Raw genomic sequence first — 19,040 nt, forward strand, 5'->3', positions numbered from 1 at the left:
AGAGGAATGATCACAGAGGACCATTCCCTTCAGATTTATTCTATGGGCGCTTTAACTTCTTCCTGCTTATCCTCAAACCGTTTAAACATGAGGTAGAAGATGCCTCCGCTTCCGAGAGCAAGCAGGGAAAGGATGGCGAAGGTCCAATCATACCCGATATAAAGGCTCAAGGTGATGGATAAGGGGGCAATTGTCCGGGCGATAGTGTACCGGAGGCTCGCCGCGGCAAAATATTGTCCCCTCATATCTTCAGGTGCCAACTTAGAAACAAAGGTTTGCTGGATTCCGGCCGTCATCAGTTCGGCAAATGTGAAGATGGCCATGGCGAAGATGAAGACCCAGACCGAGCTTGTCATACCAAATATAAAGATGGCAATTGCATAGACGATGGATGAAAGAATGAAAACATTCCGTTCTCTAAACCTGGTAATGAACCGCGTGACCACAACAGTCAACAGGGCGACAAGGAGTCCGTTTTCCGATAGGATCAAACCGAATACCTGCTCTCCCACAAGGGTCAATGACCAGTCCCCGATCGAGAAGAGAGTCACGTTATCCACAACGTCCTTAATATAGACGGGCAGAAGCAGATCAAGCTGCATAAAGGTCTGTCCTACTAGGATGCCGGCTACGATGAATAGCAGGAACGTCCTGTCCTTCATGATAACTCCATAATCCTTGAATTGATTCGTGATCGCATGATACCACGCTTGATTGTTTCCTGCCGTGACCTTCAGCTTGGTGACATCCCGCGGTGCTGTTTCCCTTGTCATTTTTGACAACAGTATTGAGAGCATCACGCATATCAAACCTGCTGCAAGCAAGAGTTCAAATCGGTAGTTCACATAGAAGATCCCGCCAAGAATCGGTCCGACGACGACCGCAATATTGATGGAGGTATAAAAGACGGCGAAAACATGACTCCGGTCTTTCTCTTCCACTACATCGGCCACCATTGCCTGGCTAGCCGGCCAGTAAAAGGAACCGAAAATCCCGACGAGGCTGAAGCAGATGAATCCAATCAAAGCAGAATCGAGCCAGGGTGAACTGGCGAGGCCGAAGACGAGGAAACCGGCCCCTTGGCCGAATGCCGAGATGACCATCATCCGTTTCCTCCCAAATCGATCGGCGCAGTACCCGCCCATCAGGTTGGCCCCTACGGCGAACACCTGTGACAACACAAGGAGCAGTCCGGCAGTCTGCTTGCCGAATGCTTCTGTAAAATAAATCGTCAGAAACGGGAAGAACATCCAAAATGTGATGTTGATCGCCGCTTCCCCGAATAAACGAACTTTTAAATTCCGATCCCAATCCCTGATTCTCATGTATGATTCCTCCCCTCATGAAGGTGGTTGGGTGAACTAGATAATCATAGCCTGCACCGTAGAAAGAAACAAGATTGATTTTTTGAATTGATTGTATATTTTTTCTTTTTCGAAATAACTCGTGAAGGGGATTCAATTTCCAAGGATCCCAATAGTACAAAGTCGTTTTTTTACAGGGTGAATATACTGCCTAAGGAGCATGGAGGGGGCGTCTCGTTTGAACCATTATGTGAATATCTTGACAGGAGCATGGGTCCAGGTCGCAGGGACGGTCATTGCGGCTGTGGGCGAGACGGTGATTCTTAAAGGGGAACAAAGGGGCTTGCGTCTTGTTTCCATAGGGAACGGCTTTGAGGCAGCAGGTAATGGAATCCAAGGAGCCGCATCATTGCGGGTATTCGACGGGACGGAAGGGGAGCGGATACGGATTGCCGGGGAATGGATTCAAGGAGGAGGGAATGCAACCAACGTGGTGGCGACAGAATTGCAAATCGCCGGTGAAGAAGAAGAAGGCCTCATTCTGGACGTGAAGGGTGACGTGATTCAGGCTGTGGGGGCAGGGCTTGAAGCATACGGAGCGACATTACTTGAAGGTCCCTATATCGAACTGCTTGTCTCGGGGAATACGATTCAGACTATTGGATGTATCCTTGAAGGGATTGGGGAAGTATTCATCATCAAAGGGGACGAAGAGAAAGGTCTACCCGTCACCACATTCGGAAGCTATGCTCAGGTTGCCGGCGCCCTCTTGGCTGCCGTTGCCCTGACCAAGCGTTATGAAGAAGAGGGACTTCTCGTAGAAGAAAAACGTGCGTACCCTTTTAATCAAGGAGATGGTACAATATGGGAGGAGATGAGGAGTGCCGGTACCACGAAGTCACACGGCTTGAGAATGGGGGACAACGGATGTTTAAAGAGAACGGGGAATATCAGGTAACAATCAATGGGATATCCCATTGGGTGAAGGTGGAGGGGATTGAAAGGGGTACAACGCCAGTCGTCGTAATCCATGGAGGTCCTGGAGGAAATCACTATGTGTTTGAACGGACGGCAGGGTCTATGATCGCAATGGAGCGTACGATTATTTATTATGAGCAAAGGGGCTGTGGAAGGACGGATAAACCTGAGGATGATGGAGCCTATAAGATTTCCCATCTTGTGGCGGATTTTAAAGAATTTCATCGACTGTTCGGATGGGAAAAGGTCAATTTGCTCGGTTATTCTTTCGGTGCAGAGCTTGCATTGGAGATTGCCAATACGCTTCCTCATACCGTGAATAGGCTTGTTCTTTCTGCGCCTAGCATGATCCAATCACCATTTCAGAAGCTCGTACAGATAGCAGGATTTGCATCGGTGGGAGCAACAGGGATCAGTTCTGGTGCCACAATCGACGAGACATATCAAGCTCTTTGGAATCATGCCGATACAGCAATGGTGGACAAGCTCCTCTTCCAGGATCCATCGCTCGCTGCGATGAATCGGAAGTGGTGGGAGGAAAGCGGCCTTGTCAACACCGGTCTCATGATGAGGGCATTGGAGGATGACACTTCCCGTCCGTCGCTTGAAGAACGCCTATCGGACATCCCCCATTCTGCCCTCATATTGGTCGGTGCGTTTGACCGCAACACTGGAATTCCTGTAGCCAGCCTCATTCACGACCGCTTGCAGCATAGTGCATTGACCATCCTGTCAAAAAGCGCTCATTTTCCCGATATTGAAGAACCTGAGGTGTTCACTCGGTACGTGTGCTCATTTCTACGTTGAACTAGGAAGCTATTTCCCTGGATCGACCGGTCTTCAGGGTGACCACGATGCTCGCGATGCTGACGATCACTCCGAAGAGGGCAAGAAGGCCCATTCCGATGCTTTTGGAGAAAAAGAAGGAGATGGGTATGATTCCTAGAAACGAGATGACCACAGGGATCTGGATGATCGATGAGATGATCCGCACGATCCGGTTGCCAAAGAATGAGAGTACAAGGAGCGGGATGAACAGCAAGACTGTCATGCCAATCGACAGCCATACACCAAGGGGCTCATCATAGGAAACCGTATTGGGGCCTGTTGGGTGCAAAGCAGCGACCAAGATACATCCGACTGCCGTTACAAGTGTGAGGGTCATAAGAGAAACCCGTTTGAACATAAATGAATCCTCCTTTGTAGAACAATCGGTTTTATAATACCATAACTATTTCCATTATGTTCATATTTTTCATAAAAAAGCCTGTGCATCAGAGAGATGCACAGGCTTAAGGAAAACAAATCAGAACGCCCATCCGCCGTTGCGGAAGACCGGTTCAGAGGAACCGTCCTCTTTGATTCCGTCGATATTCATTTTATCAGATCCGATCATGAAGTCGACGTGGGTGATGCTGTTGTTCAATCCATTCTTTTCAAGCTCTTCTTTGCTCATTTTCTTGCCGCCCTCGATACAGAACGCATAAGCGCTTCCGATGGCAAGGTGATTGGACGCGTTCTCATCGAACAGCGTATTGTAGAATAATACGTTGGACTGTGAAATCGGTGATTGGTGAGGAACCAGTGCGACTTCTCCAAGATAGTGTGAACCTTCATCCGTGTCTACGAGACGCTTCAGGATGTCTTCACCTTCTTCAGCTTTCACATCGACGATCCGACCGTTTTCGAAGGTGACGGAGAACTTATCGATTACATTTCCTCCGTAGCTCAATGGCTTCGTGCTTGCCACTGTGCCGTTTACGCCTGTCTTAAGTGGAACGGTGAACACTTCTTCCGTTGGCATGTTGGCCATGAACGTATGTCCTTCTTCATTCACACTGCCGGCGCCGACCCAAAGATGACCTTTAGGAAGCTCGATGGTCAAATCGGTACCCGGGGCTGTGTAGTGAAGCTTTTGATAGTTCTTGCCATTAAGGTATTCAACTTTCTCATGAAGGTTGGCATCGTGATCCTTCCATGCTTGTACGGGGTCTGCCTGATCGGCACGGACCGCCTTGAAGATCGCATTCCAAAGCAGGTCTACCTGCTCATCTTCCGGCGCTTCAGGGAATACCTTGGCAGCCCACTCTTTGGAAGGAGCTGCGAGGACGCACCAGCTGACCTTGTCGGACTGGATGTACTGACGGTATTTGGACATGGCTTCACCTGCCGCACGCTGGAAGTTGGAGATGCGCTCTGGGTCCACGCCCTTCAACAGGTCAGGACTGGATGAAACGACGCTCATGAAAGCAGCTCCGCCTTCTGCAAGACCTTCCACCTGACCGGCACGCCAGAATGGGAATTCCTTGAATGCTTCATCTGGTGCAAGCTCATACTTGGTACGGGCAACGACGTCATCGCCCCATTCCACGTATACATGCTTCGCGCCTTTTTCGTAAGCCTTTTTGACGATGACACGGACGAATTCAGCTGCATCAATGGATGTATTGATGACAAGAGTCTGATCTTTTTGGATATTGACCCCGACTTCAACGGCAAGACTGGCGTATTTGTCGAGATGTTGGTTGAAATTTGACATGTGTATGTATCCCCTTTTTTTCAGAATGTTCACTTACATTCTTATTTTATCAGTGCTGTCCCGGTTTGCAAATGTTTCGCCTGAATATAGTATGTACAAAAGGTGTGAAAGAAATTGAAAAGCTTACTCAAAGGAGGAAAGCGGCTATATGATGAAAGAAGAGCCTTCCCTGATGTGGCGCGGGAAAGCTCTTCTTTCATGTGGATGGATCTGGTTCGTTCTTCTCTTGAAAGAGGAAGCGATAGTCCAAGGGATTCCGGACTAGGTCATTCAGTGTATATTCATCGAGGACTGAGAGATAGGCATTCAGTGCCTTTCCCAGTACATGCTTAAGCCCGCATACAGGCGTGATGATACAGGAGTTGTTGGCAGCATCGAAGCACTCCACCAAGTGGAAGTCCTCTTCTGTCTTCCTGACGATAGTTCCGATATTGATATCCTGTGGGGACTGGGCGAGCTTGATACCGCCATTCCGTCCGCGGATCGTCTCGATGACGCCCATCTTCCCAAGCTCGTAAGTCACCTTCATGAGGTGATTCTTCGAAATGTTGTAGGCATCTGCGATTTCCTTGATATTCGAGAGTTCATCCGATGGTTTAGATGCTAAAAAAATCAGCATGCGCAGTGAGTAATCTGTATATAAAGTTAGTCTCATCTCTCTCACCCTTCCATTCCCTTGTTCTTCATTATACAAAAGTGAATGCATGCATGTCTAAATGTGAATGTTATGTTAAAGAAGTATTTTATATATTGTTTTTAGAATGTTGCTGGCATATTATAAAGATGTATTAAAAATATATCTTTAGAGGTGAAGGATATGTTATCTCAAAAAAACATTGAAACCGTAAAATCAACGGCACCGATCCTGGAAGCCAGAGGAATTGACATCACCACTGTATTTTATAAAAACCTGTTTACCGAGCACCCTGAACTTCTCCATATCTTCAATCATTCCAATCAAAAACAGGGGCGCCAGCAAACCGCCCTGGCCAACGCCGTCTACGCAGCTGCACAGAACATCGATCAGCTTCACACCATCCTCCCCGTCGTCAAGCAGATCGGACACAAACATAGAAGCCTCGGCGTCAGGGCCGAGCACTATCCGATTGTGGGAGAACATCTGATGCGGGCCATCAAAGAAGTCCTTGGTGAAGCCGCAACGGACGACATCATCGCTGCCTGGGCGGATGCATACGGAGTCATAGCTGATGCATTCATAGGAGTGGAGAAGGAATTATACGAGCAGGCTCGGAGTCAAAAAGCGGGATTTGCTGATTTCAAATCCTTCATCGTTTCCAAGAAGGTGAAGGAGAGCGATGTGATCACATCGTTCTATCTTGAACCGGAGGATGGAGGAGATGTACCGGAATATGAAGCCGGGCAGTATATATCCGTCCGTTTGAACATCCCTGGAGAAACCTATTCCCACATTCGCCAATACAGCCTTTCAAGTGCTCACCATCCGAACTTTTTCCGGATTTCAGTGAAAAGGGAAGGGAAAGGAACAGCCTCAGCCTTTCTCCATGATCATCTAAAGGAAGGAGATGTGCTTGAAGTGAGCGCACCGGCAGGGGATTTCGTCTTGAATCAAGAAACCACTCCTCTTGTGTTGATCAGCGGCGGAGTCGGGATCACCCCGATGGTGAGCATGCTTGAAACAGCCTATAGAAATCAGCCTGCCCGACCGGTCTCTTTCATCCATGCGTCACGGAATGAAGCGGTCCTTTCTTTTAAAGCAGAAGTAGAAAGTATGATCAGAGGTCACCACAACGCGAAGTGTTCCTTTGTGTATGGGACACTGACTCTATCGGAAGAGCATCTGGAGGGTGATGGGTCAGACTACTATGTATGTGGTCCTGTACCATTCATGAAGGCTGTCATTGAGAGGTTGAAACATCTCGGAGTACCTGTTGCCAGGATCCATTATGAATTCTTCGGACCTGGTCTTGATCTCGCCAGTGTGGAAGAGGTCGAAAAAACGCATTCATAAGAAAAAAGGGTTCCGGCTCCGGAACCCTTTCTTCATGATCAGAGACGATGCTCGTCCTGATCGACCCTATTCTTGAACGCTTCCTGTGTCACGATATATTCTTCATCGCCTGCAGGTTTTTCAGAATGGGGTTTTTCTTCCCCGCCATTCGGGAATTTACCGGGATGGCCTTTTTTCTTTGATTCGAATGCTTTTCCGCGTGACATATTCTTCACTCCTTATGGATGGATGAGGATAGTTTTTACTTGGAGGGAAGGAAATATGTCAAGGAATCTTCGCATGGAGGATGAGTCTTCAGGTGAATATGGACTATACTGGTAGTAAGGAGGGATGGGAATGGATTTTTCAACGTTGATGTCAGAGCAGCGGATCAGGAAGGCCTATCAGGATGGAGAGTTCAATGAGCTTCCGGGTTTCGGGAAACCGATGGATCTGAATGATGATGCCGGAATTCCTGAAGAGTTGAAGATGGCCCATCGGATGATGAAGAATGCCGGATATTCAACGGAAGAGGCGGGACTGAAGCGTGAGATGATGAGGATCGAGGATTTGATCCGTACATGTGAAGACGACATAGAAGCCAAGTCGCTCCATAGGGAACTGAATGAGAAGGTGCTTAAGTACAATGCCATGCTATCGAAAAAGCGGGTGAAGACGAATTCATCTGTATTCAAGGACTACCAGCGCTCCATTGAAGATAAGCTGATGGGCTGAGAAAAAGCATGAAGGAAAGGGAGAGGGACCCTTTCCTTCATGCTTTTTTGTTTATTTCCGCGGTTCGTCGGGACGGAACAGGAAAAGTGAGATGACGCCGGATAGCAGGGCGCCGCCAACGATGAGCAGGGCACGTTCCCTTCCTTCCAGTTCTGAGTATTGGGTAGTGACCATCCAGTTTGCCGCGATGGCGACAAGGATCATGATGGCCAGGATCGTAATGATTCGACGTTTCAAGATGACACATCCTTTGTTGATTCATTGCTCTTAGTTTATCATAGAACGCTTCCGCTCAGCCAAGAAATGAATAGTAGTGGATTCCTACTCAAAAAAAGTAAAACGGGTCCGATATTAGGAGTAGACTATGTTGAATAAGGTGGAGCGATCAGATGGATAAAACGTCATTTATAGGTGTCATACTTGGATTGGTTGCAATCGGAGTCGGAATGGTCTTCAAAGGGGTAAGCCTCATGGCACTCATCAACCCTGCGGCCATCCTTATCATCCTGTTGGGGACCGTGGCTTCCGTGGTCATAGCCTTTCCCACGTATGAAATCAAGAAAGTACCAAAGCTGTTCGGGATCCTCTTTAAAGAACAGAACACCCAGGACCCGAAAGAAATCATCGCCTTTTTCTCCGAGATGGCGGACCTTGCCAGGAAGGAAGGCCTGCTTGCATTGGAAGCAAGGATCCAGGAACTCGATGACCGGTTCTTAAGGGACGGTCTTTCCCTTGCCATAGACGGTCAGACGGGGGATTACATAAGGGATGTCCTTCACGAAGAGATCGATGCCATGGAAGAGCGTCATAGCGCGGGTGCACAGATTTTCTCACAAGCAGGCACATATGCTCCTACCCTCGGGGTTCTAGGAGCGGTCATCGGCTTGATTGCCGCACTCAGTCATATGGACAATACGGAAGAATTGGGGCATGCAATCTCAGCCGCATTCGTGGCGACCCTCCTCGGGATCTTTACGGGTTACGTGCTTTGGCATCCGTTCGCCAATAAACTGAAGCGCAAATCGAAACGTGAATCCCAATTGAAAATGATGACGGTGGAAGGAATCCTTTCGATCATCGAAGGGGAGTCACCGCGAATTATCGAGCAGAAACTGGCTTCCTATCTCCCTGCAAAGGACCGGTATAACTTGATGAAGGAGGAAGAAGATGAGACGGCGTAAGAAGAAGCGGGAAGATGATCATATCGACGAATCCTGGCTGCTGCCTTACTCTGATCTTCTGACCCTGCTTGTGGCGCTTTTCATCGTTCTCTATGCCTCGAGTTCGGTGGATGCACAGAAATTCCAGGAATTATCCCAGGTGTTCAGTGAAATCTTCAAGGGCGGCACGGGGATGATGGATTACCCAAGTCCTGTCGCCCCTCAGGATTCAAGCGATCAGAAGGAAAAGCAGGGAGCTGCTGCTGACAAGAAGGAAGAAGAAAAGACAGTGGACAAAGAAGATATCAAGAAACAATCCTTTCTTCAAGATCAGGAAGAACTGCGTGAAGTACAGGAAAAGATCAACCAGTACATTAAGACCAATAATCTGCAGCTCCAGTTTGTCACGAAACTGACGGATGAAGGCCTGCTTCTGACGATCAGGGATAACGTCCTCTTTTCTTCAGGTTCTGCTGAAGTGGAGAGGAATGATCAAGATGTGGCAAAAGAGCTTTCCTCCTTGTTGGTGATGAATCCTCCCCGGAATATCATCATCAGCGGGCACACAGATAACGTACCGATCCGCACGGCCAACTATGATTCCAACTGGGAACTGAGCGTCATGCGTGCCGTGAATTTCATGAAGATCCTTCTGGATAATCCGAATCTTGAACCAGAATGGTTCAGCGCCAAAGGATTCGGGGAGTTCGAACCCATTGCAGATAACTCGACAGCAGAGGGTCGCGGGAAAAACCGTCGCGTAGAAGTTCTGGTGTTGCCGAGAGTGACGCAGGAATAATAAGAATGTAGACCGCAAGCCCGGTGCTTGCGGTTTTTATGTTTGCTGTTTGAAATGAAAAAAAAGGAAATAGTATCCAAATAATCTTTATCCTATGATAAACTAATTTTAAGAATATCTTCCATTTTTATATGGTTGAACATAGGCATCTAAAACAGAAAAGGCGGGGGTTACGTGTTCAAAAGATGGATCGGCTTCATCCTTGTATTGATTGGGGCAATTGGGTTGGTGGTCAATGTGTCATTCTTCAAAGGCAGTGAGTATTATGATGTCATTCGCGTGATTTCGGTCATTCTCTTCTTGGGAGGCGGCCTATTTATTCCGGAGTATTTGCGAACGGATAAAAAGTAAGAAGACCAGATTGACTCCATATCATGTTTTCCTTGTTCAATTCACTCAACCTGCGCGCTATTCCCGTAGGAGTCGGACTTCCTCCGCTGCACTTCACTCTGTGATAGGGGAGGGGGCTATGGGGTTCATGTTTCATTAGGAACGCAATCCCACTACATTCCTTATGAATTTATCAGTTAGTTAGAAGGCGTTCCGCCACCATAAGTAAATGACTTTCTCACTACTATATAGGACTACCCGCCACATAAGAACCGAAGAGTTTATTGAAGCGGTGGGCGCTTGACTCCAGCGGAAAAGAGCGGCAAGACCCCGCAGGAAAGCAAGTGCCTGCAGCGAAAAGGAACGATCCCCGTCACATTCATCACTCCTCAAAAAGCCAATCTCCATTAAAAAGAGCAATAAGAAAAAAGCCCTAATAATAATGATAATCATTTTCAATTAGTCGTTGACAGCTCATCATCCCCTCTTGTAATATGATTGTTATACAAATGATAATGATTTTCAATTGCAATTAAACAGGAAGGAAAGATTGAGGGTATGACATGATCGTGCTACTGAAAAAAAGATATTTACTGATTTTACTGATCCTCCTCTCAGCCCTTTCTTTATTTGTCGGGGTGAGCAGCATCTCGCCGGCGGATTTACTCAGTGGAAGGACGGATGAGGTGGAGGTGTTCCTGGTCAGCAGGCTGCCGAGGCTTGTGGCGATCCTACTGGCAGGAGCGGGGATGAGCATTGCCGGCCTCATCATGCAGAGCCTGAGCCGGAATAAGTTTGTATCTCCGACCACGGCGGGGACGATGGATGCGACAAGGCTCGGGATCCTTGTATCGATGATCATTTTTGTCGAGGCATCCACGATGGAGAAGCTTCTTGTGGCGTTTGCTTTTGCCATGGCGGGTACATTCCTGTTCATGCAGATCCTCGACCGGATCAAGTTCAAAGATGCTGTCTTCATTCCCTTGGTGGGGCTGATGCTCGGGAATGTCCTGTCGTCTGTCACGACATTTTTTGCCTACAAGGCGAATCTCATCCAGAATATGTCTTCATGGCTGCAGGGGGATTTCTCCCTCATCATGAAGGGAAGATACGAGCTTTTATACATAAGTGTACCGGTCATCATACTTGCCTATCTCTTCGCCAATCGCTTTACGGTTGCGGGGATGGGAGAGGAGTTTTCGAAGAATCTGGGGATGTCCTACAGAAGTATCGTGAACATCGGGTTGATCCTTACATCACTCGTGACGGTAACCGTGATTTTGACCGTGGGGATGATCCCCTTCCTCGGGCTCATCGTCCCGAATATCGTGTCCCTTTTCAAAGGGGATCACCTCCAGAGAACGCTGCCTCACACGGCCATCGTGGGAGCGATCTTTCTTCTAGTCTGCGATATCCTCGGGAGGATCATTATCTTCCCTTATGAAATCTCCATCAGCCTGATGGTCGGGGTCATCGGAAGTGCAATCTTCCTCTACATGCTTTTAAGGAGGAAGGGATATGAGTAATCGGTCAAAACTGATGCTACTATCGGTCGCTGCCATTGCGGCAATAGGGGCTTACCTATTTTACGGCCTGAATGGCAGCTATGAGTATGCCCTGCCGCGGAGAGGGATGAAGGCGCTGGCCATGCTTCTGACGGGTGTAGCCATTGCCTATTCCACCGTAGTGTTCCAGACGATCACCCATAACAAGATTCTGACCCCAAGTATCATGGGACTTGATTCCCTTTACATGCTGCTACAGACGGTCATTATTTTCTTCTTGGGGTCGAGTCACTATCTGATTGTGAATAAGAACGCGAATTTCTTTCTATCCATCGCAGCCATGGTCGTGTTTGCCTTGCTTCTCTATCAGCTCATGTTCAAAGGGAGCAAGCAACCGATCTACTTCCTGCTTCTCATCGGCATCATACTCGGGACGTTTTTCCAGAGTATATCCTCGTTCCTGCAGGTACTGATTGATCCGAATGAATTCCTGAGTGTGCAAGATAAGATGTTTGCAAGCTTCAACAATATCAGTTCCGACCTCGTTTGGGTGGCGGGGGGTGTCATCATCCTGGTCCTCATATATGGATGGAGGCAAATGGCTGAACTTGATGTGGTATCCCTGGGCAGGGAAACGGCGATCAATCTAGGTGTTCCGTACGATAAAGTGGTGAGGAGCATGCTTGTCCTGTCGTCGATCCTGATCGCTGTCTCGACGGCACTGGTGGGGCCCATCACCTTTTTCGGTCTCATCGTTGCCAATCTCAGCTACCAGCTGTTCAAGACGTACCGTCACGGTATCCTGATCGCAGGTGCCGGGATCATCAGCATCATTGCCCTGGTAGGCGGTCAATGGCTCGTGGAACGGATCTTTACGTTTTCAACGACCCTCAGTGTCATCGTGAACTTTATCGGAGGGCTTTACTTTATCTATCTACTATTGAAGGAGGCGAAGTCATCATGATCGAGATCAGGGGGTTATCGAAGAAGTATGGGAAGAAAAAAGTGGTGGCCGATGTGTCGGTCAAGATTCAAAAGGGGCAGATCACTTCGTTCATCGGTCCGAATGGTGCGGGAAAATCCACGTTACTTTCAATGGTGAGCAGACTCCTGGATTCCGACAGCGGGGAAGTCATCATCGATCAGCATGATAGTAAAAAGATCAAATCGAATGATATGGCCAAACGGATAGCTATCCTGAAGCAGTCCAATTTTTTGAATGTACGCTTAACGATCAAAGAACTCGTCTCATTTGGCCGCTTCCCCTATTCAAAAGGGAGGCTGACGGAAGAAGATGAAAAAATGGTTCAGCAATCCATTGAGTATATGAATCTGAACGAGCTTCAGGATCGGTACCTCGAGGAATTGTCGGGAGGCCAGAAACAGCGGGCGTTCATCGCCATGGTCATTGCCCAGGACACAGATTATATCCTGCTCGATGAACCACTGAATAACCTAGATATGAAGCATTCCGTGCAAATCATGAAGATCCTCAGGAAGCTGGTGGATGAGTTGGGGAAGACGGTTCTCATCGTCCTCCATGATATTAATTTCGCTTCGGTCTATTCCGACCGGATCGTTGCTATGAAGGACGGAGCAGTCATCAAGGAGGGACCGACACAGTCGATCATCCAGACGCACTCCCTGAAGGAAATTTATGATATGGACATACCGGTCCAGCAGGTGGACAACTGCAGGATCTGTGTGTACTTCAATTCATAAAAAAACATATAAAAGGAGAGAGATCAATCATGAAAAAATGGACATTCCTTGCTTTAACACTGGCAATCTTACTTTTACTGGGGGCATGCGGAAAGAAAGAACAATCCTCCTCTTCGGCTACATCGGATGACAAGACAATCACCATTAAACACGAACTGGGAGAAGCGAAAGTAAAAGAAAATCCTGATAAAGTCGTCGTGTTCGACTTTGGTGTACTCGATACGCTTGATGAACTTGGTGTTAAGGTGAATGGTGTCCCGCAAGCGGCTGTCCCTCCGTACCTCGTGGACTATAAAAACTCCGATTACACCAATGTCGGCAGTCTGAAAGAACCCGATTTCGAAGCCATTCATTCCTTGAAGCCCGATGTGATTTTCATCTCTGCACGCCAGGCGGACCTTTATGATGAATTCGCCGATATCGCCCCGACGGTATATATCCCTGTGGACAGCACGGATTATGTGAATTCATTTAAAAGCAATATGAATACCATTGCGAAGATCTTCAACAAAGAGGATGAAATGAAGAAGGAGCTTGCAGAGGTCGATAAAGAAGTGAAAAGCATCCAGGAAGAAACAGAGTCCCTCGATTCCAACGCCCTTGTGATCATGGGAAGTTCAGAGGACATCAGCGCATTCGGACCGGAGTCCCGTTTCGGGATCATCCATGACGTCTTCGGTTTCAAACCGGCTGACGATGGAATCGAGAAATCTACACACGGTCAGAAGGTAACCTATGAATATGTGAAGGAGCAGAACCCTGGTATTCTGTTCGTCATCGACCGGGACGCAGCATTCGATCCGAAAGCAAGCATCAAAGAATCGTTCGAAAATGATCTTGTCAAAAAGACACAGGCCTTTAATGACGACCGGATCATTTACTTGAATGGAGCTGAATGGTATCTATCAGGTGGTGGTCTTCAATCCATGAAACATATGATTGAGGATGCAAAAAAAGCACTTTAATCGAGAATCGTAACCCATTTCCAAAGAGGTTGGACATGAGTGTTTTAGTCATAGTAAAACCCGAATTCATTTGCCAAGATCAGGCTTATGAATTCGGTTTTTTTATATTTCATTGTTTCTAGAGGTTGATTGGAGTGCAAGACTCCTGGGGGAGGTGTAGCTGATGCGAGAAGGCTTAGAGGCTATCCACGAGAATCGTGAACGGTTTAAAGAACATGGAATAGTAACTTTGGTTTTGCCCAATTTCTTTTTTTTGTGAAAACAAACGCATGAATCGTGCTTTTATTCCACTAATTCTATATTGTGAAAAATATTTCTAAATTCAGACTTGTTTATTTATGGACAAAAGTTTAAAATATTAACAAATGTTACATTTTTTATAGGGGTGGAGTGAGTGAACGAAAAAGAGAAGCTGTTGCTTACCTACATAGAAGAGAATCCTTTCATGACCCAGCAGGAAATATCCGAGCGGAGCAATATGTCCAGATCGGCTGTGGCAGGTCATATATCGAATCTCATGAAGCAAGGGAAAATCCTTGGACGCGCCTATGTCCTTCCAAGGAGAAAAGGCATCACCTGTATCGGCGGAGCAAATGTAGACCGGAAGTTTCAATTCATCGACCGGATGATTCCGGAAACGTCCAACCCGGCAACAACAGAACAAACTACAGGCGGCGTGGCCAGGAATATCGCTGAAAATCTGGGGCGGCTTGGGAGTGAAGTCAATCTAGTAACAGTGGTCGGGGAGGATACGGAAGGAAGCTGGATCCTTGATCAAACGAAGACACATGTCGATATATCCGCTTCCCAGAGGCTGAATGAAGCAACGGGTACCTATTCGGCCATCCTGGATGTGGACGGGGAGATGATGTTCGCCCTCGCAGACATGAATATCTACGAAAAGATCGATATCCCGTTCATTGAAAAACGGTGGGCCATCATCGGGTCATCGGAGATGGTGATGCTGGATACGAACTTCCCGCCTGATGTAATCGAATACATCATCAGACGATGCGCATCGGAAGGGGTACCGTTGACGATCATCCCGGTATCAGCTCCCAAAGTGAAGCATCTTCCCGATTCATTGGAAGGAGTCACTTGGTTCATCTGCAATAAAGGGGAAGCAGAGATGTACCTCGACATGGAGATTGAAACGGAAGGCGACTTCTTCAAAGCGGCGAAAGCCATTACACAGCGCGGTGCCGAACGGGTGGTCATCACAAGAGGTGAGATGGGTCTGATCTACTACACAGCCTATCAGGAAGCCAGTGCAATCCTGCCTCCTAAGGTGGATGTGGCTGATGTGACGGGGGCAGGGGATGCACTTGTTGCCGGCATCATTTATGGCTATCTGAGAGGATCGGATACCGACGGTTCCTGTCGGATCGGCGTTTCCTGCTCCACCATTACGATCCGTTCTCATTTTACTGTATCCCCGACTTTGAATCAGGGGAATCTGCAAGAAGAATTCAGCAGTTATTTTAACTAAATTGGAGGAATGAAAATCATGGATTTGACATCATATTTGGAGTTTTCTAGAGAAGTAGAAGAGGCGCGCCAATCAGGACAAGCCATCGTGGCGCTTGAGTCAACGATCATTTCCCACGGAATGCCATATCCGCAAAACGTGCAGATGGCAAGGGAAGTGGAAGACATCATCCGCGAAAAAGGTGCTGTACCAGCAACCATTGCCATTTTGAACGGTAAAATCAAGATCGGTCTCTCAGATGAGGAATTGGAGTATCTTGGACAGGCGAAGGATGTCATCAAAGCGAGCCGTAGGGATCTTCCTTATATCCTTGCTTCGAAAAAAGACGGAGCAACCACGGTTGCAGCGACCATGATCTGTGCAGAGCTTGCCGGAATCGCCGTCTTCGTAACAGGTGGAATCGGTGGTGTCCACCGTGGTGCCGAAACGACGATGGATATTTCTGCAGACCTTGAAGAGCTGTCCATGACGAATGTGGCAGTCGTATGTGCCGGTGCCAAATCCATCCTGGATATCGGATTGACGATGGAATATCTGGAAACAAAGGGTGTACCGGTACTAGGGTTCGGCACAGCTAAACTTCCAGCATTCTATACTCGATCCAGTGAATTCGATGTGAATTACAGGGTTGATACCCCGGAAGAAACGGCGGGCGTATTGAAGGCCAAGTGGGATATCGGCTTGAACGGAGGGGTGGTCATTGCCAATCCGATTCCGGAAGAACATGCAATGGATGAAGCTGAAATCACGGCAATGATCGAAAATGCGCTGAAAGAAGCGGAAGAACAGCACATCAAGGGAAAAGATAGCACGCCGTTCCTTCTTGGGAAGGTAAAAGAGCTGACAGAAGGTAAGAGCCTGACAGCCAATATCGCCCTTGTAAAACATAATGCCGAAGTGGGCGCGGAGATCGCCGTTCACTATGCGGCCCAAACCCAGCAGCAAACCGTTTGATCTAGCAGCCTGAGCCACAGCAGCTCAGGCTTTTCTGTGTGAAGACCCCATGGTATTTCATTTAGATGGAAAAATCAGTCGAATGCTCCTTAACTCCTGTTGCAAGGTGGAGTAGAATAGGGGTATAAACTGATGATTAAAGGAAGGTAATATGGCTGATATGCAACGGAAACACTTATTTTCTGCAGATGCCATCCCGGCTCCTGCAGCCCTTGTCGATCCCCTCACGCAATCCATCCTTTCGTTGAATGAAGAAATGGAAGAATGGTTGAAGGGGAACGGCCTGTCTCCCGAAACATTATTGAAACCGGAACCGGTCGCAGGATACGACTGCCTATTGAGGCGCAAACAATTGGAGGATGGGACCGAATGCCTTCTCTTGATTAATCATGGGATGGACCCGTCACCATGCAAAGAGTCAAAATCTGCCATCTACCAGTCTCTCATTCAGAATACACCTACGAGTGTTCTGATCCTGAATGTGAATGGCCTGGTACTGGAAATGAATGCATCCTTTCAGAGCCTATTCGGGCTAACCGACGGGATCATTCACCAGTCTTTCTATGATCTTGTGGAGCTTCATGAACCCTCCTTCATCCATTTGGTCAAAGAAGGGCTTAAGGGACATGATGCCACTGGGGAAGAAGTGAGGTTTCATGCAGGCGGCAGGGAGCTGACCTGCACCATCACCGTTTCACCCATCGATTACAAGTGTGGTGGGTGCATCGATAGCGTTGGGATCATCTTCCACGATATCACCGAGAAAAAAAACGCCCAGGCAGAGCTTGTCCTCCTACAGACGGAAATGGAGAATATCCTCCGTCTTCAAAAAGCGATCACCTACAAAGTGGTAAGATACGGTCATGACTTTGTGATTGAACTCGCCTCCGGCAAAATGCTGTCGAGACTGGATCTCACACCTCAAAGGATGAACGGCAAGAGGATCGAGGAAGTATTCGACAGGGTCCATCTGGAAAAGATCCGTCCGAAACTAGAAGTGGTCTGGGCAAAAGGAGAAGAATACACGTACGAAGATGCCTACAAAGGACTTGAGTATCTCGCCTCCATCGTCCCGGTCAAAAAAGATGGCAAGGTGGTCGAAGCGATATGCTCCATCTCGGATATTTCCCTGATGAAGGATATCCAAAGACAGCTCGCAGAAAGCGAGGAAAAATACAAATCCATAGTGAAATACAGCCCGGACCATATTCTGATGGTGGATACATACGGATTTATCCAGTCCGTCAATCCGGCTGTGTATGAACACTGGGGATATGGGTTTTCAGATCTTGTCAATCGGCATTACACGTCTCTATTCGCTGAGGAATCCCAGGAAGACGCAGTGAAGAATTTCCAGATTGCCTTGAACGGAACATCATCCCGTTACTTGGCCATCGTGAGAGACGGTAAAGGAAAAGAGAGGCGGGTCACCATCACCAATATCCCGATCCGGGTGAGAGGTCAAGTGATCGGCATCTATGGGTTTGGTCAGGATGTGACGGAAAAATTAAATATGGAAGATGAACTAATGGAAGCAAAGGAACTCCTCGAAGCATACTTCGAACATTCCGGGGATGGGATTGTCCTCCTCGACCCGACCGGAAGGGTCTTGAAGGTGAATCAACGATTCGAAGATATGTTTGGGTGGACGAATGAAGAGATCGTTGGAGATGTGGTCACCTTCCTGCACCGATCCGACCAGTACCATCAGTTTCAGAAAAACCTGGAAGTCGTGAAAGCGGGGAAACGCATCAAGGACCAGGAAGCTCTCCGATACCGGAAGGACCAGACATCAATCGAGATCTCCTTCAATATGAATCCGATACTGAATAATGAAGGGTCACTGATCGGGATTTCTGCCATCATCCGTGATCTTTCCGAGAAGAAGCATCACGAAAACCTATTGAAGAAATCTGAACAGCTTGCCATGATTGGTCAGCTCGCAGCAGGTGTTGCCCATGAAATCAGGAATCCATTGACCACCCTTAAAGGATTTCTTCAGCTCATGGATGAAAGGGAGGAAGACGACTTTTATCTCACTGTCATCAAGGGAGAACTCGACAGGATCGAGATCATCACGAATGAATTCCTTGCTCTCGCACGCCCGAGGGCGGTACAGTTTTCACTCACATCATTGACGAGGCTCCTGACAAGTTCCGTTGATTTCATCAAGATGGAGTGTCTCAAACAGGGAGTCGATGTCCGCTTCGCCGTGGAAGAAGCTCAAGTGTATTGCGATTCCAATCAGATGAAGCAGGTCATCCTCAACGTGATGAAGAATGCACTGGAGGCGATGCAGGACGGTGGGCTATTGAACGTCCAGCTGGAGAATGACGGCCACCACGCCAAGATTTCGATCCAGGATAATGGAAGCGGCATCCCTCCTGAGAGAATGAAGCATCTCGGCGAACCCTTCTACAGCACGAAGGAAAAAGGGACGGGTCTCGGTCTGATGATTTGTCAGAAAATCATCAAGGAACATAATGGCTCGCTCTCCATCCAGAGTAATGTTGAAGAGGGAACATCGGTTGATATCCTTCTTCCCCTTGCCTCACTCACTCATTAATAGAAGAAACTCGCCATTCGGCGAG

General features: G+C 47.8%; 21 protein-coding genes. 14 read left to right on the plus strand and 7 right to left on the minus strand.

Annotated elements, in window-relative coordinates; genetic code table 11:
• Positions 1–35 precede the first annotated feature (35 nt).
• Positions 36–1,325, minus strand: coding sequence for an MDR family MFS transporter (locus tag ABJ225_RS18305; protein WP_218245131.1), 1,290 nt, complete (start codon positions 1,323–1,325; stop codon positions 36–38).
• A 217-nt stretch (positions 1,326–1,542) separates the two neighbouring features.
• Between ABJ225_RS18305 and ABJ225_RS18310 the strand changes: the two genes are divergently transcribed.
• Positions 1,543–2,262, plus strand: a complete 720-nt coding sequence (locus ABJ225_RS18310; RefSeq protein WP_347321285.1) for a DUF6944 family repetitive protein — start codon at positions 1,543–1,545, stop codon at positions 2,260–2,262.
• On the plus strand, positions 2,232–3,089 hold the full coding sequence (locus ABJ225_RS18315) for an alpha/beta fold hydrolase (protein WP_218245133.1): 858 nt from the start codon (positions 2,232–2,234) through the stop codon (positions 3,087–3,089). Before ABJ225_RS18310 ends, ABJ225_RS18315 begins: the two co-directional genes overlap by 31 nt.
• 1 nt (position 3,090) lies before the next feature.
• Here the strand turns inward: ABJ225_RS18315 and ABJ225_RS18320 are convergent, their stop codons facing one another.
• The 4 genes from ABJ225_RS18320 to ABJ225_RS18335 form a co-directional block, all read right to left on the minus strand.
• Positions 3,091–3,468: a hypothetical protein gene (locus ABJ225_RS18320; RefSeq protein ID WP_347321286.1), complete on the minus strand. Its 378-nt coding sequence runs from the start codon at positions 3,466–3,468 to the stop codon at positions 3,091–3,093.
• Positions 3,469–3,588: 120 nt separating this feature from the next.
• Entirely contained in the window at positions 3,589–4,821 is a 1,233-nt protein-coding gene (locus ABJ225_RS18325) for an aminopeptidase (protein WP_309517998.1), read from the minus strand.
• Positions 4,822–4,862: 41 nt separating this feature from the next.
• Entirely contained in the window at positions 4,863–5,021 is a 159-nt protein-coding gene (locus ABJ225_RS18330) for a hypothetical protein (RefSeq protein WP_347321287.1), read from the minus strand.
• Positions 5,018–5,476 (minus strand): RrF2 family transcriptional regulator, encoded by a 459-nt coding sequence (locus ABJ225_RS18335; RefSeq protein WP_218245136.1) that lies wholly within the window; start codon positions 5,474–5,476, stop codon positions 5,018–5,020. The genes ABJ225_RS18330 and ABJ225_RS18335 overlap by 4 nt, the downstream gene beginning before the upstream one ends.
• A gap of 162 nt (positions 5,477–5,638) precedes the next feature.
• Between ABJ225_RS18335 and hmpA the strand changes: the two genes are divergently transcribed.
• Positions 5,639–6,811, plus strand: coding sequence for an NO-inducible flavohemoprotein (gene hmpA, locus ABJ225_RS18340; RefSeq protein ID WP_347321288.1), 1,173 nt, complete (start codon positions 5,639–5,641; stop codon positions 6,809–6,811).
• Between the two features lie 38 nt (positions 6,812–6,849).
• Here the strand turns inward: hmpA and ABJ225_RS18345 are convergent, their stop codons facing one another.
• Positions 6,850–7,017, minus strand: a complete 168-nt coding sequence (locus tag ABJ225_RS18345; RefSeq protein WP_218245138.1) for a hypothetical protein — start codon at positions 7,015–7,017, stop codon at positions 6,850–6,852.
• A gap of 130 nt (positions 7,018–7,147) precedes the next feature.
• Here ABJ225_RS18345 and ABJ225_RS18350 point away from each other — a divergent pair, with 130 nt between their 5' ends.
• Complete coding sequence (locus tag ABJ225_RS18350; protein WP_218245139.1) at positions 7,148–7,525, plus strand: DnaJ family domain-containing protein; 378 nt, start codon at positions 7,148–7,150, stop codon at positions 7,523–7,525.
• A 51-nt stretch (positions 7,526–7,576) separates the two neighbouring features.
• On the opposite strand, the gene ABJ225_RS18355 is transcribed toward ABJ225_RS18350, so the two are convergent.
• Positions 7,577–7,762 (minus strand): histidine kinase, encoded by a 186-nt coding sequence (locus ABJ225_RS18355; protein ID WP_218245140.1) that lies wholly within the window; start codon positions 7,760–7,762, stop codon positions 7,577–7,579.
• 152 nt (positions 7,763–7,914) lie between these two features.
• Here ABJ225_RS18355 and motA point away from each other — a divergent pair, with 152 nt between their 5' ends.
• The 10 genes from motA to ABJ225_RS18405 all read left to right on the plus strand — a co-directional run bounded on the left by motA (position 7,915) and on the right by ABJ225_RS18405 (position 19,015).
• Positions 7,915–8,706: a flagellar motor stator protein MotA gene (motA, locus tag ABJ225_RS18360; RefSeq protein WP_056533013.1), complete on the plus strand. Its 792-nt coding sequence runs from the start codon at positions 7,915–7,917 to the stop codon at positions 8,704–8,706.
• Positions 8,693–9,484, plus strand: a complete 792-nt coding sequence (gene motB, locus ABJ225_RS18365) for a flagellar motor protein MotB (RefSeq protein ID WP_218245141.1) — start codon at positions 8,693–8,695, stop codon at positions 9,482–9,484. Before motA ends, motB begins: the two co-directional genes overlap by 14 nt.
• Before the next feature lie 174 nt (positions 9,485–9,658).
• Positions 9,659–9,835 carry a hypothetical protein gene (locus ABJ225_RS18370; protein ID WP_309517994.1) on the plus strand — a complete coding sequence of 59 codons (177 nt, stop codon included), beginning with the start codon at positions 9,659–9,661 and terminating at the stop codon, positions 9,833–9,835.
• Positions 9,836–10,389: 554 nt separating this feature from the next.
• A complete protein-coding gene (locus ABJ225_RS18375; protein ID WP_079515375.1) occupies positions 10,390–11,340 on the plus strand; it encodes an ABC transporter permease in 951 nt (316 codons plus the stop codon).
• Positions 11,333–12,283, plus strand: a complete 951-nt coding sequence (locus tag ABJ225_RS18380) for an iron chelate uptake ABC transporter family permease subunit (RefSeq protein WP_347321289.1) — start codon at positions 11,333–11,335, stop codon at positions 12,281–12,283. Before ABJ225_RS18375 ends, ABJ225_RS18380 begins: the two co-directional genes overlap by 8 nt.
• Complete coding sequence (locus ABJ225_RS18385; RefSeq protein WP_218245145.1) at positions 12,280–13,041, plus strand: iron ABC transporter ATP-binding protein; 762 nt, start codon at positions 12,280–12,282, stop codon at positions 13,039–13,041. Before ABJ225_RS18380 ends, ABJ225_RS18385 begins: the two co-directional genes overlap by 4 nt.
• A 29-nt stretch (positions 13,042–13,070) precedes the next feature.
• Positions 13,071–14,006, plus strand: a complete 936-nt coding sequence (locus ABJ225_RS18390; protein ID WP_347321290.1) for a siderophore ABC transporter substrate-binding protein — start codon at positions 13,071–13,073, stop codon at positions 14,004–14,006.
• Between the two features lie 394 nt (positions 14,007–14,400).
• Positions 14,401–15,495 carry a carbohydrate kinase gene (locus ABJ225_RS18395; protein ID WP_053428731.1) on the plus strand — a complete coding sequence of 365 codons (1,095 nt, stop codon included), beginning with the start codon at positions 14,401–14,403 and terminating at the stop codon, positions 15,493–15,495.
• A gap of 18 nt (positions 15,496–15,513) precedes the next feature.
• Complete coding sequence (locus ABJ225_RS18400) at positions 15,514–16,449, plus strand: pseudouridine-5'-phosphate glycosidase (protein ID WP_218245147.1); 936 nt, start codon at positions 15,514–15,516, stop codon at positions 16,447–16,449.
• A gap of 151 nt (positions 16,450–16,600) precedes the next feature.
• Positions 16,601–19,015 (plus strand): PAS domain-containing protein, encoded by a 2,415-nt coding sequence (locus ABJ225_RS18405; RefSeq protein WP_218245148.1) that lies wholly within the window; start codon positions 16,601–16,603, stop codon positions 19,013–19,015.
• The last annotated feature ends 25 nt before the right edge of the window (positions 19,016–19,040 follow it).

Origin of the sequence: Rossellomorea sp. RS05 (genome assembly GCF_039822645.1) — a bacterium.
Classification (GTDB): domain Bacteria; phylum Bacillota; class Bacilli; order Bacillales; family Bacillaceae_B; genus Rossellomorea; species Rossellomorea marisflavi_B.